The 17,610-nt window shown below is 44.5% G+C and carries 11 protein-coding genes and 1 riboswitch; all 11 genes read left to right on the top strand.

Annotated elements, in window-relative coordinates; all coding sequences use genetic code 11:
* Positions 1 to 35 precede the first annotated feature (35 nt).
* The 11 genes from GC093_RS16965 (at position 36) to GC093_RS16915 (ending at position 17,142) form a co-directional block, all read left to right on the top strand.
* Positions 36 to 854: a response regulator gene (locus GC093_RS16965; protein ID WP_171653086.1), complete on the top strand. Its 819-nt coding sequence runs from the start codon at positions 36 to 38 to the stop codon at positions 852 to 854.
* Positions 855 to 886: 32 nt separating this feature from the next.
* Complete coding sequence (locus tag GC093_RS16960) at positions 887 to 2,242, top strand: nucleotide sugar dehydrogenase (RefSeq protein ID WP_171653085.1); 1,356 nt, start codon at positions 887 to 889, stop codon at positions 2,240 to 2,242.
* 31 nt (positions 2,243 to 2,273) lie between these two features.
* The gene (gene glmS / locus GC093_RS16955) at positions 2,274 to 4,103 is read left to right on the top strand and encodes a glutamine--fructose-6-phosphate transaminase (isomerizing) (protein ID WP_171653084.1); all 1,830 of its coding nucleotides are present in this window, start codon (positions 2,274 to 2,276) and stop codon (positions 4,101 to 4,103) included.
* Positions 4,104 to 4,124: 21 nt separating this feature from the next.
* A complete protein-coding gene (locus GC093_RS16950; RefSeq protein ID WP_171653083.1) occupies positions 4,125 to 4,883 on the top strand; it encodes a sugar phosphate nucleotidyltransferase in 759 nt (252 codons plus the stop codon).
* A 68-nt stretch (positions 4,884 to 4,951) separates the two neighbouring features.
* Positions 4,952 to 5,179 (top strand): hypothetical protein, encoded by a 228-nt coding sequence (locus GC093_RS16945; protein WP_171653082.1) that lies wholly within the window; start codon positions 4,952 to 4,954, stop codon positions 5,177 to 5,179.
* A 55-nt stretch (positions 5,180 to 5,234) separates the two neighbouring features.
* Entirely contained in the window at positions 5,235 to 6,443 is a 1,209-nt protein-coding gene (locus tag GC093_RS16940; RefSeq protein ID WP_171653081.1) for a copper amine oxidase N-terminal domain-containing protein, read from the top strand.
* A 59-nt stretch (positions 6,444 to 6,502) separates the two neighbouring features.
* Entirely contained in the window at positions 6,503 to 7,375 is an 873-nt protein-coding gene (locus GC093_RS16935; protein WP_246314647.1) for a hypothetical protein, read from the top strand.
* Between the two features lie 266 nt (positions 7,376 to 7,641).
* Positions 7,642 to 8,391 (top strand): response regulator transcription factor, encoded by a 750-nt coding sequence (locus GC093_RS16930; RefSeq protein WP_171653079.1) that lies wholly within the window; start codon positions 7,642 to 7,644, stop codon positions 8,389 to 8,391.
* Complete coding sequence (locus GC093_RS16925) at positions 8,382 to 9,818, top strand: sensor histidine kinase (protein WP_171653078.1); 1,437 nt, start codon at positions 8,382 to 8,384, stop codon at positions 9,816 to 9,818. Before GC093_RS16930 ends, GC093_RS16925 begins: the two co-directional genes overlap by 10 nt.
* A gap of 932 nt (positions 9,819 to 10,750) precedes the next feature.
* Positions 10,751 to 10,837, top strand: a riboswitch (cyclic di-GMP riboswitch).
* Positions 10,838 to 10,967: 130 nt separating this feature from the next.
* Positions 10,968 to 13,928 carry an EAL domain-containing protein gene (locus GC093_RS16920; RefSeq protein WP_171653077.1) on the top strand — a complete coding sequence of 987 codons (2,961 nt, stop codon included), beginning with the start codon at positions 10,968 to 10,970 and terminating at the stop codon, positions 13,926 to 13,928.
* Positions 13,929 to 13,965: 37 nt separating this feature from the next.
* Positions 13,966 to 17,142, top strand: coding sequence for a leucine-rich repeat domain-containing protein (locus GC093_RS16915; RefSeq protein WP_171653076.1), 3,177 nt, complete (start codon positions 13,966 to 13,968; stop codon positions 17,140 to 17,142).
* Positions 17,143 to 17,610: the final 468 nt, after the last annotated feature.

The following is a 17,610-nucleotide window of genomic DNA, read 5'->3' as shown; positions in this document are numbered from 1 at the left end:
CTCGATCCTAATCAAAGACAAGAGGAGTGGAGAAGATGGCGGTATTAGTTCACGATCCGATTCAAGAAGCAAAATTTGAGTTGGCCCGGCGAGTCCAGGCCTCATATGAAGAAGGTACCTCATGCGGGATTATTTTGGCTCCATGCACAGCGGTCAACCAGAAGGTATTGGAACAATTCCAAACCTTTGTGAGCGGCTTTGAGCTGGAGGTGCCCCTTCAATGCTTCTACTTGGATCCAACTGGCCTTCTCGGGGTGGTTCTAGCCGAGCAAAAGCTGATCGACACCCATTATGTGTCGCTCGTTCTCAAAGAATTTGTGGAACGGCAGGGCTTGCTCCAGGGTCAAATGGTTGTCGCCAGCTTCCCGGAGAGCGGAGAACTGACAGAACAGTCACTGTCACAGCTGCTTCACACGACACTTCATGCGAAAGGAGAGAACAGAGATATTCATTTGTTTATGAATCAAGGTATTCAGCAAGGGATTTCTTCTATTCTAATCGCTGACCCGGACGAAGTGAGCAGGGAATTTGTCAAACTTCGGCTTGAGATGAACGGTTACAAGGTGGAAGAGGCTAAAGACGGAAGTGAAGCGCTCGAGAAATTCGAGAAAACCATGCCAAATTTGGTGATCACCGAATTGAACCTGCCCATTCTGGATGGCTATCAATTGATCGATAAAATCAAGAGAAACTATTCCAGTGAAGGAAAAGTGATCGTTCTCACGGATAAGCAGCTGCCGAAAAGTATGGACCGTGCCTTTGAACTGGGTGCATCCGATTATGTGACGAAGCCTTTCTCCATTTCGGAGTTGGAATGGAGAATCAAAAAATTGGGTTCTCGGTTGGGCTACTAAGCTGGAAATAAAAATGGAAAGGTGGAAGTACGATGAGCGCATACAGCAATTTAAAATATAAATTCCTGAAAAAAACCGCCGAAATAGGGGTGATCGGTCTTGGCTATGTGGGACTGCCCCTATGTATGGAGATGGTAAAAGGCGGGTTTACGGTATATGGCATTGATCTGGATTTCCGTAAGGTGGAGTCGCTTCGCAACGGCGAGTCATATATTCAGGATGTCCCGAGTGAGGGGATACAGAAAGCGATGGAATCCGGCCGATTTATTCCAACCGACGACTACCATACGGTTCAAAAGCTGGATGCTATCAGCATCTGCGTTCCGACTCCGCTCAACGATAATCAGGACCCGGATACCTCCTATATTAAGAGTGTCGTTCTGGAAATAAAGAAAAATCTAAAGCGAGGGGCTTTGATCGTTCTTGAGAGCACGACCTATCCGGGGACCACAGAGGAATTGATTCAGTTCGAGCTGGAAGCACAAGGGCTGAAGGTGGGCAGGGACTTCTTCCTCTGCTTCTCACCCGAGCGTGTTGATCCGGGCAATCCGAGCTTTAACACCTATAATACGCCGAAGGTGATCGGAGGCACGACCGAAGCGTGCATGGACCTGGGGGTTACCTTATACAGTCATGTGGTGGAAAATGTCGTTCCCGTATCCTCTCCGAAGGTGGCGGAGATGTCCAAGCTTCTGGAAAATACTTTTCGCAGCATTAACATTGCGTTTATTAATGAAATGGCCATGATGTGCGACAAAATGGACATCGACGTCTGGGAGGTCATTAAAGCAGCATCGACGAAGCCGTTCGGGTTTATGCCTTTCCACCCGGGACCAGGCATCGGCGGTCATTGCATTCCTCTGGACCCGATGTATTTGTCGTGGAAGGCGAAGGAATTTCGTTTCTACAGCAAGTTTATCGAGCTGGCTCAGTCCATTAACGATAATATGCCGGAGTATGTCCGCTATAAAGCTTCGCAGGTGCTCAATATGTATGCGAAGTCCATCCGCAATTCGAAGATTCTCATTCTGGGAATGGCGTATAAGCCGGATGTAGACGATCTCCGTGAATCGCCGGGGCTTGAACTGTACGAACTTCTGCGGGAGAGCGGAGCTGATGTGGATTATTACGACCCGCATGCTGGTTCGTTCCGGGACAAGCAAGGCCATACGGTTCATTCTGTGGACTATGACCTGTCTGCATTAGCTAAGTATGACTGCATGGTGCTGATCACGAATCACCGTTGCTTCAATAATCGAGAGCTGGCCGACTTGGGAGTGCCGATCATCGATACGCGCAATGCGTTTGCAGAGATTCAGGCCAACAATATTTATAAACTGGGTACCGGCATCCGGAAACAAGAAGTGAAAATCGCGGTAGGGGTTTAAGCTCATCACAGCATAGAGAGGAGAAACAACGATGTGTGGCATTGTAGGCTATATTGGAAAACGAGATGTGCAGCCGATTCTGCTGAATGGATTAAGCAAGCTGGAGTATAGAGGGTACGATTCCGCTGGGATAGCGGTGCTGGAGCGGGATCAGATCAAGATAAGCAAGGTGGAAGGACGTCTGGCGAACTTATCGGGTCAGATGGACAAGCACCCGTTGAAGGGATCGGCCGGCATCGGCCATACGCGTTGGGCAACGCATGGCAAGCCGTCGGATGCGAACTCACATCCTCATGCGGATATGTCGGGCAAATTTACCGTTGTGCATAACGGCATCGTAGAAAACTATATGGAGCTGAAAAAAGAGCTTGAGCAAAAAGGAGTCATGTTTACTTCGGAGACCGATACCGAGGTGATCGCACATTTGCTCGCCGAACAATACCAAGGCGATATCGTTGCCGCCATGCGAATGGTGATCCAGAAGCTGCATGGGGCCTTTTCACTCGGCGTCATGACGGAGCATGAGCCGGATAAGCTTGTCGCGGTCAGACAGTCCAGTCCGCTCGTCATTGGTGCAGGTCAAGGGGAAAACTTCATTGCTTCGGACATTTCAGCCGTAATTGAGCATACCCGCAAGGTGTATATTTTGGAGGATGGAGATCTGGCGGTCATTACTCAGGACCACATCTCCATCATGAAGGCCGAAACAGGGGAGGCGGCGGACCGTAAGCTGCTGCAAATCGATTGGAGCGTCGACCAGGTGGAGAAGGGCCAGTTCGAACATTTCATGCTGAAGGAAATTCATGAACAGCCGTTAACGCTCAGAAATACGATGCTGGGACGCATCAATGACCGGGATGAAGTGAGCTTTCCGGAATTGGCGCACGCAGCGGGTGCCTTCAAAGACGTGGACAAAATCTTCATCGTTGCCTGCGGCACCGCCTATCATGCCGGACTCGTCGGCAGCACGATTATTGAGAAATTAACGCGAATCCCGGTTCAGTCCGATATTGCATCGGAGTTCAGGTATCGCGACCCTATCATAACGGATAGAACGCTGGTGATTGTCGTCAGCCAATCCGGTGAAACGGCGGATACGCTTGCCGCCCTGCACGAAAGCAGGAGAAATGGTGCTAAAATACTGGCCATCACCAATGTGCCGACCAGCTCTATTGCGCGGGATGCGGACTATGTGATTGCGACGAAGGCTGGCCCGGAAATTGCTGTGGCTTCGACCAAAGCATATACCGCTCAGCTGCTTGCTTTTTATTTGTTCAGCATCTACTTGGCACAGGAAAGACAGACGCTGGGTAAAGAGCTTCATTCGGAGCTGGTTAAAGGATTAAAGACACTTCCCGTTCAAGTGGAGAAGGTGCTGGAGAACGCCGATGAGGTGAAGTTGTTTGCCGAATCGATCAAAGAAGCCAAAAGCCTGTTTTTTATCGGAAGGGGACTGGACTACCCCGTTGCCCTTGAGGGCTCTCTCAAATTAAAGGAAATTTCCTATATTCACTCGGAAGCCTATGCGGCCGGAGAGATGAAGCACGGCACATTGGCTCTGATCGAGAAGGGTACGCCGGTTATTGCGCTGGCCACACATATGGATCTTTACGAAAAAACAGTCAGCAATATTAAAGAAGTCAAGGCTCGCGGGGCCCATGTCATGGGGATAACGGTCGAAGGAAACGTGGAGCTGCTTAATGCGGTGGACGAAATTTGCTTCATCCCTCCATCGCTTCAGCTGCTGGCGCCCATTTTGGCGGTCGTGCCGCTGCAGTTGATTTCCTACTACGCCTCTTTGGCCCTAGGGAACGATATTGATAAACCCCGCAATTTGGCCAAAAGCGTTACGGTCGAATAAACGATATGAGGGGGAATACACATGGAAGCATTCGCTATTCTGTTAGCTGCAGGTAAAGGCACACGAATGAAGTCGGAGCTGCCCAAAGTACTTCATCCCGTCGGGGGCATACCGATGGTCGGACGTTTGGTCGACAAGCTGGAAAGCATGCCCATCAGCCGGATTATGGTGGTCATCGGACATAGGGGGGAGCTTGTGCAGGCGTATTTGGGAACGCGGGTTACATTCGTTGAGCAGACCAAACAGCTTGGAACGGCGCATGCCGTTCTCCAGACCGAGCATCTGCTCAGAAACCGCTGTGGATCGACCTTGGTGCTTACGGGGGATACGCCTCTAATCAGGCAATCTACCATCGAACGGCTGCTTGCTGCCCAGAGGGCAAACTCATGCTCCGGAGTGGTATTGACTGCGGTGATTCATGATCCGACCGGCTACGGAAGAATTATCCGCGATCCCTTGAACGGTGAAGTCATCGATATTATTGAAGAGAAGGACGCGACACCGGAGCAGAAACGGATTAACGAGATCAACACAGGGATTTTCTGTTTTGATAATGAAAGTTTGTTTCGTGCGCTCCCCGCCATTAGCAATAACAATGCTCAGCATGAGTTCTACTTGACTGATATTGTGAAGGTAATGAGTCAGACGGGCATTTCAGGGGGTCTGAGATTTGAAGCGATCGTCCTCGAGGATCCGACGGAGGTTATGGGGATTAACACCCCTGAACAATTAGAGGAGGCGAATCGGGCCTTTTATGCACGAATGGGGATTTTTGCATAATAAGTCATGGGGAGGAGTTCCAATATGGGAGTTATTTTCGGTACGGATGGTGTCAGAGGGTTGTTAATGTGTGGGCGATAAACAAATACAAGCTGGATGGCAATCGGCGAATTGATGCGGTGATAAGGCATGTTGAGAGTGAGAAGGCTGGTTGCGGCCGTGTATTGGTGCGGCGTTCGGGTACGGAGGCTCGGGTGCGTGTGATGGCGGAGGGTCCGGATGAAAGGGAGTTGTCTGGGTATGATGAGGGCATTGTAGAGGTGGTAAAAGAAGAGCTTGAATATAGCGTTGTTTAGTCTAATTGAACATATGAGAAAGACGATTGCATGTTTAGTCTTTTGCCTGATTTTTTTGATCGTACCCTTGTTGATCCCGGTGTACTCTTTCATTACCGAGCTTGAGGTGGAGGTGAACGGGGAAAAGATGGACTTTGCGAATGTGCAGCCTTACATCGATGAGCAGACGGGCAGTACGATGGTTCCGGCAAGAGAGATCGCCGAAAGATTGGGGGCTGAGGTGGAATGGGATCGTTCGCTGGAACAGGTGACCCTTCATAATCAGCACCTCACTGCGAAATTAACCATCGGTCAAAAATATGCTTCAGTCAACGGCCAGGAAGTTAAGCTGGACGCGCCGGCAGTCATTAAAAATGACCGAACCATGGTACCGCTCAGGGCTGTTAGCGAAAGCCTCGGAGCCGATGTCGATTGGGTGCAGGAAAGGAATCTGGTGCTGGTGACTTCGTCTGACAAAGTGCAAAGGTCTACTTGGATCTGGGACAGCAAGATGATTGAGAACGACCGCGACAGCATCCTTCAGTTTGCGGTCAACCAAAGGTTGACTTCGATATATCTTCGCTACGAAACGTATACCAATCAAGAAGCCTACCGGATGTTTATCCGCAGCGCTAATGATTTGGGTATCAGGGTTGAAGCTCTGGCCGGAGCGTCGGATTGGATTTATGAAAATAAGCAGATTTATATCCAACAATTTATTGGGGCGGTTACCCAATATAACACTTCGGTGGATGCCCTGGAGCGATTTCAAGGCTACCACTTTGATATTGAACCGTACACTCTGGGCATCTGGAAAACACAGCAGAGCTGGGTGCTCGAACGTTGGATGGATACGATCAGACTGATTGAAAAGGAAGTGAGAAGCGCCGATCGCAGCATGACGATAGCCTTTGATATTCCCTTCTGGATCGACAGTATCGTAGTTCCGGGAACAAACTATTCCTTTAGTGCTTGGCTGCTGGAGAAGGCGGACAGTGTCGTCATTATGGCATATCGCAATACCGCACTGGGAAGTAACGGAATTATCGCCATGGCCAAGTCGATCATCTTGGAAGCAGTGACGCTTAAGAAACAAGCAATCGTTGCGGTGGATACGCTACCCAGCAAGGAAGGTGATTTTACCACCTTTTATACGCTTGACCCTGCGCATATGGAGTCGCAATTGCAGCTGGTCAAGGAAAACCTCACCCCTTACCCGAGCTATTCCGGAATAGCTATCCATGATTACGTGAGATGGAGCGAGTTATTGCAAAATAATCGCTGACAGATGGGTGCCGGACAGAGTTGGAGCAGGATTGGTGAAAAAGAAGGAGGATGAGCAAAATGAAAATTTCAGGTTTGGTTGTTTCCCTGTTGGCTGGTGCGGCTCTCGGTATTTCAGGGATGGCTCTCGCAGGCGGCAGCGATATAGCCAATACCTTTCAGGAATCGTCTTTACCAGGAGGAGGCATTGAGGTCCCCCACAATGAAAGGATTCACCTTTCTACGGATAAGCAGTGGATTTCCACAGACGGCCACTTGTCGGATCTCATCCGGCTTCAGTGGACCAAAGACCGGGCGAAGCCAGCCATATCATGGTTGGATGAAAATGGTAATGATAAGACGGCTATCGTTTCTCATGCCAAAGCGAATGACCCTGAACAGCATGATCATAATCATATGTCGTTTGAAACGACGATGTCGCCTGACGGCAAATACCCCAATGAGCTGTTTACGCGTCTGGAGATTCCGTTCGATCAGGATATGGCTGAAATTCGCACGCATTCCTCCAATTTCAATGTCATGGATGGCATTTTACGAATTGCCGGAACCGAAGGCATTAATCGCGATTTGACTTGGGCTAAATCGGTTGATGGGAATGTCACGACTCCCCGCTGGGCCGTGCGCGCGGATGCATCCGAGGAATCCGGAGGGAATGCCGGCTCCAATCTGCAAATTATCCGTTATTCGGATGACGGTAAAGCACTGGACAACCCGCTAAGCATCAATCGCAGCAGCGGCAACATTGGCATTGGAAATACGGACGCCAAGACCAAGCTGGACATCAGCGATGACAGCATCCGCATCAGGAAATCCATGACGCCAGCCTCGTCCTCAGCCCCCGGACAAGAGGGGGAAATCGCCTGGGACAACGGGTACGTGTATGTTTGTGTTGCCCCCAACACATGGAAGAGGACGACGTTGTCTTCCTGGTAAAGCAATGCTCTCCCTAACCACCGCGTTCGAAACTTTGGCATAAGCGCTTCGCTTCCCAAACACATATTAATAATCAGATTGTGACGCCCTCTATGCGATAGAGGGCGTTTTTTAGTAGAGAGAAAAGGTAACTTGTATAAACCTGGATCTGCCTAGACAAACGCGTGTTTCTGAAGCAGCTTACTGACGTGTCCTCTTAGCGCAGCCGTTTATCACTTAGTCGTATAAATAATACACCGCAGGCCGGCTACCCACTTAAAATGGAAATGATTTCAGAATCCTATATAAGGACCATAGAAAGGTGTGAACCGCTTGTGCCCTGGAAAGTGTTGATCGCGGATGATGATCCGAATGTGAGGGAAATAATCCGACTCTATTTTCGTCAGCAGCTCATTGAATTGATAGAAGCACCTGACGGCGTCTCGGCCTTGGCGATGCTAGCGGAAGTTAAGCCTGATATAGTAATACTGGATGTGATGATGCCCGGGCTTGACGGTTTTGAAACATGCCGGGAGATTACAAAACGATACGATGTACCCGTCATTATGCTGACAGCAAAGAACGATGAATTTGATCGGGTACTTGGTCTTGAGCTCGGCGCGGACGATTATATGACCAAACCCTTCAGTCCGAGGGAGCTGGTGGCGCGCATTAAAGCGATCTTTCGCAGAATGCAGAAAGGACAGGCCGCCATCGAAGTTGATGCGCCCTCCCAATACGAGTTTGATGATTTAGCCATTCATGTGACCCGCCGGGAGGTCATCGCGGGTAGCGTGAAAATCGACTTACGCCCCAAGGAGTTTGAGCTTCTCACGTTTTTTGCGAAATCTCCAGGTGATGTGTTTACGAGAGAACAGCTGCTGGAGCAGGTTTGGGGATATGATTTTTTAGGCGATATGAGAACGGTGGACGTTCACATCAAAAAGCTTCGTGAAAAGTTAAGCTCTTGTCATAATGTGTGCATTCATACGGTATGGGGAGTGGGTTACAAGCTTGAGGTAGAAGCATGTTCCTGAATCCGAATAAAAGCATTCTCCGCAAAATGCTGACCAGCTCTATCGTTACGGTGCTCCTGGGGCTTTGTGCGGTCGGGCTCGTGATTTCATTGTTCGCCAAAGAATACATAGTCAACTCCAAAAGTAATGAGATGATCCGGCAGGCCAAGCAGGTCAATCTCGCTATACAAAATCAGACGAAACCTAATGACAGCTTTAAGGAGCAGCTGCATTTTTTTGATCAAGCCTTTGACTCGCGGATTTGGATTTTTGATATGGATGGAAACATCGTCACAACCTCCTCCAAGGATGAGGTGAACGTAGGCAAGGTCGTCAGCACCGAGGTGGTGAATCAAGTCATCAATGGTGAGCCTGCGAAATGGAATCAATTCGAAGGACTAAAGGAAGGTATGCTTTCGGTTGCGGTTCCGTGGGGAAAGGATAACGACGTATATGGTGGTATCGTTCTTCATTCGCCTCTTAAAGGGATGAATGAGACCATCGCTCAGCTAAGAGAAACGATCCTTTGGGTTACTCTGCTCGGCATCTTCTTTTCATTTGGTGTATCCTCCTATCTATCCTGGTCGATTACCCGACCCATTCAACGGATTGATAAGGCGGCTGCCAAGATCGCCGTCGGAGATTACAGTGAGAGAATTCAGATAGACTCCAGGGATGAGATCGGAGATCTGGCGACGACGATCAACCACATGATGGAGCAGCTTGAACGCGTTGATCAGGAAAAGAGAAAGCTGAATCAGCTTCGGCATGATTTTTTGGCTAATGTTTCGCATGAGCTGCGTACTCCCCTTACGGCTCTGCAGGGTTTTTTGGAGGCTCTGCAGGATGGTTTGATCGAAGAGGTAGCGAGAGAAAAATATTACGAAATCATGTATAACGAAACACTTCATATGAACCGGCTGGTAGATGATATTACCGATTTGATGAAGCTGGAAAATAAAGAAATCGAGCTCGTATGGATGGCGGTCGATGTTCAGGCAATGCTGTCCAAGCTGGCCTTCAAATTCCATCCGGAAGCCGAAGCCCGAGGGACGGTCATCCACTCCATCATGGATGAAGATTCACCGCAGGCCTATGCCGATCCTGACCGGCTGGAACAAATTTTAAACAATCTGATCAAAAATGCGGTCAAGTTCACCGAGAACGGAACGATAAAACTGAAGGCGATGGCGGTTCCGTCGGAGAAGTGCGTCCTGATCACGGTAACCGATACTGGAATCGGGATATCGCCGGAGGATCAAGAGCTCATCTGGGAACGGTTCTTTAAAGTGGAAAGAGGCAGACCGGTAAAGCATAAAGGCTCATCCGGCTTGGGGCTTGCCATCGTCAGGGAGCTTGTCGAGCTCCACAACGGAAGCATCGGCGTTAGAAGCGAGATGGGAAAAGGAAGCACCTTCGAGGTAAGAATTCCGCTTTATGATAACTGACAGCACCGGCAACCGTCGGTAAGCCAGGTAATCGTTGGAGTACCTTAGATACATTCCAAATCAACATGCTTGTTTAAAGACTGCAGAGTAGGGCAATTCCTTTTTCTGCGAACGAAATACACCAGCAGGTTGCCGAGGCGACCTGCTTATTTCAGTATTACACTATCTTTCAAATGCCTAAAAGAATGTTTATATACAAAGTAATGATATAAAAAGTTGGTGATCAAATGGTGTTAAACCGTAACGTGCATGTGGAGTGTTGCTCACTGTTGGTCAGGAGTTAGGATGTATGGGCGGAAATAGTAAAGAGGGGTATTAGCCCCTCTCTTTTTTTACCCGAATATGTAAGGTATAGCCGATATGAATGTTTTTAGAAAAATAATACCGAAGATCGTAATGAGTATTATCACAATCCATAGCACTAGCCCAATTAAAAATCTAATAAGAGGATGTAAACGAAGACTAGCCCCACAGTGTGGACAGTTGTTAGCGGTTGAAGCAACTTCCTTGGTACATGCTTTGCAACTTTGCAATAAGCTTTTGTTCCTAGATTTTAGAATCCTCGTAATTATGAAATACACAAGCGCAAAACATAATAATGCAAATACAATGGATAAAGCTTCAAAGGCAGTATAACGCAAAACAACAATTCCCCTTCCTAAGTAATTCAACGATGTGTACTTAATGGTAAGCTTTAACATCAGATGTACCGTCATAGTACCATAATTGTATTTATTTATGAATGCAAATCATGCTATATTTTATGTCCCTTTCCGCATCTATACAAGTCCGTTACCATTTCGACTCCAAAAAACCTTAAATAATTAGTTCCATAGACCTATGATATAATGCAATATTTTGTTGTTATAATGTATCTGTAGGAACTTGACAGAACATTTCACAAACATTTTCTTGTTGAATAAATCAAAAACATAGGAAAATAGCAAACCTAATCGAAAGATAGGGACGCAAAGCCACGGGTCTTCTGCAGAAACTGCAATGATAGCCGGGTTACCCTTAAGTAGAGAGAGAGAGACACTACCAAAGGTAGTGTCTCTTGTTTTTTTCAATAATAACATAATGACTCTAAAAGAAATTTTCCGAAGTTATGAAGAATGGAGCCATAGAATAGGGAAGTGAAAATGGAGAATGGAAAAGAAATACAATATAAAGAAAGACGAAATTTTAACAACAAATGACAAAGAAGAATTAATTGAATTACTTAAAAGAAAAGAAAAGAGTTTTGAGTTAGCCCAAAAAATATCCAACGTGGGATATTGGGAATATGACCAATTGCTCGACAAGGTTTCATGGTCAAAACAAATGTTTGTTATATACGGTATCGATAATGATTTAACGGTAAAGCTGGAAGAAATTTTTAATTTAATGCATCCTAATGATCGAAAACGAGTATTTGAAACATTTTCGTTATCTGCTGAGGCAAAAACACCATATGAAATCGAATATCGAATAGTCCGTCCCAATGGGGAAGTACGATATGTTTTTGAAAGTACTGAATTTTTCTCCAATGAATTTAGCGAGTGGTCTGGGGCAATAGGTACAATCCAAGATATAACGGACAATAAAAATCTTCGATTACGATTAATTGAAGAAGAACAATATTATAAGTCATTATTTGAAAATAATGCGGATGCAGTTTACTCTTTTGATCTTCAAGGTAATTTTTTATCATGCAATTCATCCCTAGAAGATATGTTTGGATATTCGAAAGAAGAGCTATTACAAGCGAATTTCGATCGTCTCGTAGAACCAGAGTCTTTGCAAAAAACAAAAAAATACTTTTTGGATACAATAAGAACTCTTTTACCACAAACTTATGACACTACAGGTATACATAAAAATGGAGAGTTTATAGAATTTATTGTTACGAATATCCCTATCATAATAAATAAAGAACTGGTCGGCATTTATGGGATAGCTAAAAATATTACAGAAAAAAAAGCAATGGAGCGATCTCTGCTTGAAGCGGAAACTAAATATCGTAGTATTATAGAACAGTCCATAGTCGGTGTATTTATTGCCCAAGATGGAGTATTTGTATATACGAATCCGGAGTTAGAGAGAATGTTGGGATACAACTCTTTAACAGGTTTAGATGTAGAACTGACAATAGATGTCGAAGGTAGAGCCCCCATTGTTAGCCGGCTTTCAACTTTAAATGAAGGGCAATCCATTCAGAATCTCTGTCATAGGGCGATAAAACAGGATGGTACTGTTATTATTGTAGAGGTTCATTATACGAAAGTACTTCATAAGGGGAAAACAGCGATTTTAGGTACTGTCTTGGATATTACAGAACGGAAGAAAACAGAGGAATTAAATCACTACTTAGCCTACCATGATTATTTAACCGATCTTCCTAATCGAAGGATGTTTGAGGAACAACTGGACAAACAATTAAGGCTGGCTCAATTTGATAATAAGAAGCTAGCGGTGTTGTTAATTGACTTGGATCGTTTTAAGTGTGTTAACGATACTCTTGGTCATCCAATAGGTGACAAGTTGTTAAAGCAACTTGCAAATAAGTTGAAGAATTGCTTAGGTGAAGATCAAACTGTTTATCGTCTAGGTGGTGACGAATTTTGTATTGTGTTATCCGAAGTGGAGAGTCGCAGTGAAGTCATGTCGCTTTCGTACAAAATTATACAAATAACCAAAGAACAATTTTTAATTGAAGGTTACGAGTTACATATAACGGCCAGCATAGGGATATGCCTTTCACCTGAAGATGGCATTACTGTAGAAAGCTTACTCAAAAATGCGGATACTGCTCTTTATTTGTCCAAATCGCAGGGGAGAGACCAAGCTCAATATTACTCCTCATCTTTAAACGTTCAATCCTTTAAGCTGTTTACTTTAAGCAATGATCTTCGAAAAGCAATAGATAAAAAGGAATTATTCCTACAATATATGCCTCGTGTAGATGCCCAAACGACACAAATAGTGGGGGCAGAAGCTTTAATTAGATGGAATCATCCTGATTGGGGCCTTATTTCCCCAGCCGAGTTTATCCCAATCGCAGAGGAAACAGGACTTATTGTACCTATCGGTGAATGGGTTTTACGTGAAGCCTGTAAACAAAATAAACAGTGGCAGGACATGGGGCTTCCTCCAATGACAGTCTCGGTCAATTTTTCAGTCCAACAGTTATTGAAACAAAATGTTTTGCAAACCATCGATGAAATCGTTGAAGAGTCAGGAATATCGCCTGATCGGTTAGAAATTGAGATTACGGAGAGTTCTTTCATTAGTAATGAAAAAGAAGTGACCCAACTACTGGTTGAGTTAAAGAAACGGAAAATAAAAGCTTCACTTGATGATTTTGGTACAGGTTATTCTTCCTTATATTTGCTTAAACGATTAGCGCTGGATACGATTAAAATTGATAAAACATTTGTTGAGGAGATTCTAACTGATCCGGTAAATAAAAGCATTATTGAATGTATCCTGAATTTAGCGAAAGCGCTGCAAATGAACGTTACTGCTGAAGGTGTAGAGACTGCTGAACAATATGCCTTTTTGAAGGAACAACAATGTAACGAGATTCAAGGATATTTTTTCAGCCGTCCTATTGATGCGGAAGAATTTGTGCATTTATTGAAAAATAAACAATTGTTAAATCAATCATCGAAAACAAAACAAGAGAAACTAATTGCAAACCGCAGAGGATACTTTCGGGTTGATCTTGAAGATCCATTGGTGGCGGGAATGACCATTTTCATGTTTAAGGGAAGAAAGGTTGATCTAGGCAGTACAGAAGTGTTCATAACTAATATAGGACCAAGTGGACTGAAGTTTTTGATGGGAGTTAAATTACCTGTTAATGATGACATTATTTTAAAATTTGGCACGGAAATATTGCATCAAGCTTATGAACTTCACGGGAATATTGTTTGGATGAACGAAATTGAGGGTGGTGAGGTTTATGAATACGGTGTTCAATTTCAGATTGAAGAAAATAAACAGTTAGAATTGGTCAAAAACTTAAACTTACTAGCTATCAAAATTCGTGAAGGAGTTCCACCTCATACACAAATATTTGTTGGGGACCCAGTAAGTAGAATTAAAGAACAGAAAAAGAAATTGTGAAAATAATAAGCTGCTTGCAGATGGAGGAAGTAAGAGGATGAGAAGTATGAAACGAACGAATAAATTATTAGTATCATTAGCGGTAATTGGTTCCTTATTGTGTTCCGGGAATTCGCTTGTTCATGTTAACGCATCGGATAGCAGTAATGAAATTGTAAATTTTCCGGATGCAAACTTGAAGAAAGCTTTATTAAACATTGGTGTGGATACCAGTGGAGATGGGAATATTACACGCGGCGAGTTGGCTGCTCGTTCCGATTCGTTGGGTATGGGTAATGGCATGGGGTCGCTTAACCTAGGAAATCAGGGGATTACTAATTTAACGGGGCTTGAGTACGCCGTGAATGTAACAAGCATTGCTCTTAATAAGAATAAAATTAGTGATCTCAGCCCCCTTGCGAAACTAAACAAATTAGAAAGCATAGGTCTTGGTTTTAGTAATATTACTGATCTAAGCCCGCTGGCTAATTTGACAGGTGTGAGACTTTTGACTCTCGAGGGAAACGGGATCAGCGATTTAAGCCCGCTTGCAACGATGAGTGGCTTGGAATATTTATATCTGCAAGGCAACAAGATCAGCGACATAAGGCCCCTTGCTAAGCTGAACAATTTGAAAATCATTCAGTTTTTTAATAATGCAATAAGCGATATTAGTCCTCTATCGAATCTGTCCAGCTTGCGGGAGGTCAATCTTGTAACGAACAAGGTAAGTGATATCAGTCCGCTTGCGAGATTAAAGGGGCTGCAGATCTTATATCTTAGTGAGAACACGATTAATGATATCAGTCCTCTATCGAATTTAACGGGTTTAAAGGAACTTCATCTTGATTTCAATACGGTAAGTGATGTATCCCCGCTTGCTAATTTGACTGGTTTACAGAACCTCCTTCTTGATGATAACCGTATAAATAACGTTGCCCCCCTTGCGAAACTGATTCGATTGGAAGACATCGGCCTTAATAAGAACGAAATTAGTGATGTCAGCCCACTCAGAAATTTAACAAATTTGAAGAAGCTGTATCTTCCTAACAACAAAATCCGTGATCTAAGCCCACTTTCCCAATTGACCGACTTAAAGGAGCTTGTTCTTAGTAACAACGATATAAGTAACATCGCGGAGCTTTCCAAATTGATCAACTTAAAAAGCTTAGGGCTTTCCAAAAATAAAATCGTTGATACAAGCCCACTTTCCCAATTAATCGGCTTAAAGGAGCTTTCTCTTGATGACAATCAAGTCAGTGATGTAACCCCGCTTTCCAAGCTGATGAATTTGGAGATCTTATGGCTTACTAATAATCCGATTCGTGATCTAAGCCCGCTTTCCAAGTTGAATAGCTTGAGAGATCTACGAACGGATGACAGCAATAAATCGACGATAGAACCGACAGCAAAAGGTGTATCTGATGGAGGATTTTACAACACGGACAGGGTGATTACTTACGATAAAGGCACAGCCATGCTAAATAACAAGCCTTTTGCCAATGGAGGTACAGTCAGCGAAGAGGGTGGATACACGCTTGATATAATCGATAAAACAGGCATTGTTACATCGATTCATTTTATTATCGACAAAACTCCCCCAGTTGTGACAGGCGTGTCTTCTGAAGGAGTTTACGATACGGATACGATTATTACCTTTAATGAAGGTACAGCAACTTTAAACGGCAAATCCTTTTCAAGCTCTGGTAAGATCAGTGCCGATGGGGAATATATACTTGTCGTCACCGATCAAGCTAGTAATCGTGTAACCATTAACTTTACTCTTAATCGAGCTGCTCCGGGTGTGCGTGGTGTTTCTGATGGTGGGTTTTATAATACGGACAAGGTGATAACCTTTGAACAAGGTACGGCAACGCTTAACGATAAGCCATTTTCTAGTGGAGATAAGGTTAGTGAGGATGGTACCTATACACTTGTTGTTACGGGTATGGAAGGCAAACGTACAACGATCCGGTTTTCCATTTATAAGATAGCTCCAGTTGTGACAGGTGTATCAGTAGGAGGGACTTACAATTCGGCGAAGGTGATAACCTTTGATCATGGAACTGCAACATTGAACGACCAGCCATTTAAAAATGGAGACATGATTAGCGACTCAGGCGCCTACAAGCTGGTAGTAACCGATAAAGCAGGTAACCGTACAACCATTGAATTTACTATTAAAATCGAACTGCGTGGAGCATCCGATTGGGCAAAAGCTGATCTTTTGTCCGCAAGCGAGATTGGATTGACCCAACCCGTGAGGGAATTGATCTTTACCAAAGACATTACCCGTGAACAGTTCAGTGAGATAGCGGTCAAGCTGTATGAGGTCCTCAAGGCTGCAACCGTTCCGCAAGGAAAGGATAACCCGTTTAAGGATACTGTCAATCCCGAAATTCTGAAGGCCTATCAGTTAGGTATCGTAATAGGCACGGCTGCGGACCAATTTTCGCCTGATGCTTTGATCACTCGTGAACAACTGGCCACCATGCTTAAGCGTGTATTGGATCGGACGGAATTAACCATTTCTAAAGGGAAGTCTGTGGAGTTTGCAGATCAAGGTGGGTTTAGTTCTTATGCAGCAGATTCAATTGATTTCATGTCATCGATTGATGTGATTAAAGGTATTACTGAAAATACGTTTGGTTCTAAGCAAAATGCGACAATTGAACAAGCCGTTATTATGGCAAAAAGAATGCACGATAAAACAGCGCCACTCAAAAAAGTAGATACGAAGAAACAACCGGAGGCTGAACCTGCTGCAACAACGAATACCTTCGATGGGAACTTATTTGAATTATATATCCACCAAAGCCATCCGCAACCGGATGGCAGCAAGGTAAACTACTATGGTTTTTTCAACAAAAGCTCCTTTACTTTGCCGTCCTATAGCGCCATTTATGTTACAGCAGGGACTTCCTTTGTGAAATTTGAGGAGGATCATTATAACTACCACTTTGGCGGAAAAGTAGTTGTTGCTAATCACTCCAGCCAACCCAAAGTATTCCAGGTGCGTGATATTGATTACACGGCTCTGCAACAAATTTATAGAGATAATATGGGTACAGTAACCCGTCCGGATGGAACACCGCAAATACTGACGGCAACAGGCCCGTATATTCGAATGATTAGCTTTAAAGGCGATTTTGATGAGTCCAAGCCTTACGCCAATTACATTAATGAGAAAAAAGATTTGTTTGTGGGAGATTGGATGACGGTCAGAATGAAGTAAATGAAGAAGATGAAGTAACTTAATTATCGGCATCTGCTCGACTCAATTATCTGCAGATACATATAATTGAGTCGAGCGGACAAATCTGTAACTGACATTTAAAATACCGGCATTATCTGCGACTGCAGATGAATGCCGGTATTTTTGTGTAATAAAGCTCTTTTATGTGCAAAGTTGTAGAAGTTCGTTAGTTGCTTGAACAGCTTGAAGTACTAGAGCTTCCATTGCTGCACTTAGAGCCGGATAATACTCACTGGAGCTGCCATTGGAAGATCGGCTGCTTGAGTCCCCTACAACTGTTAGAGCTTGAGGAGTATAACAGTTGATCGATTAAGGTGAGACAGACGAAATTTTTATATCCTATTCTTGGTGTGGAGTGTCAGTGGGATTTCAGAGCGGGTGCTTACGATAATTGTTTATAACACGAATGAAGGTTGAAAAAACAACATCCGTGAGAAATAAAAAAAG

It is taken from the genome of Paenibacillus foliorum (assembly GCF_013141765.1).
In the GTDB taxonomy this organism is placed as follows: domain Bacteria; phylum Bacillota; class Bacilli; order Paenibacillales; family NBRC-103111; genus Paenibacillus_S; species Paenibacillus_S foliorum.
The sequence above is the reverse complement of the archived record's forward strand: the minus strand, read 5'-3'. Positions and strand labels throughout refer to the sequence as shown.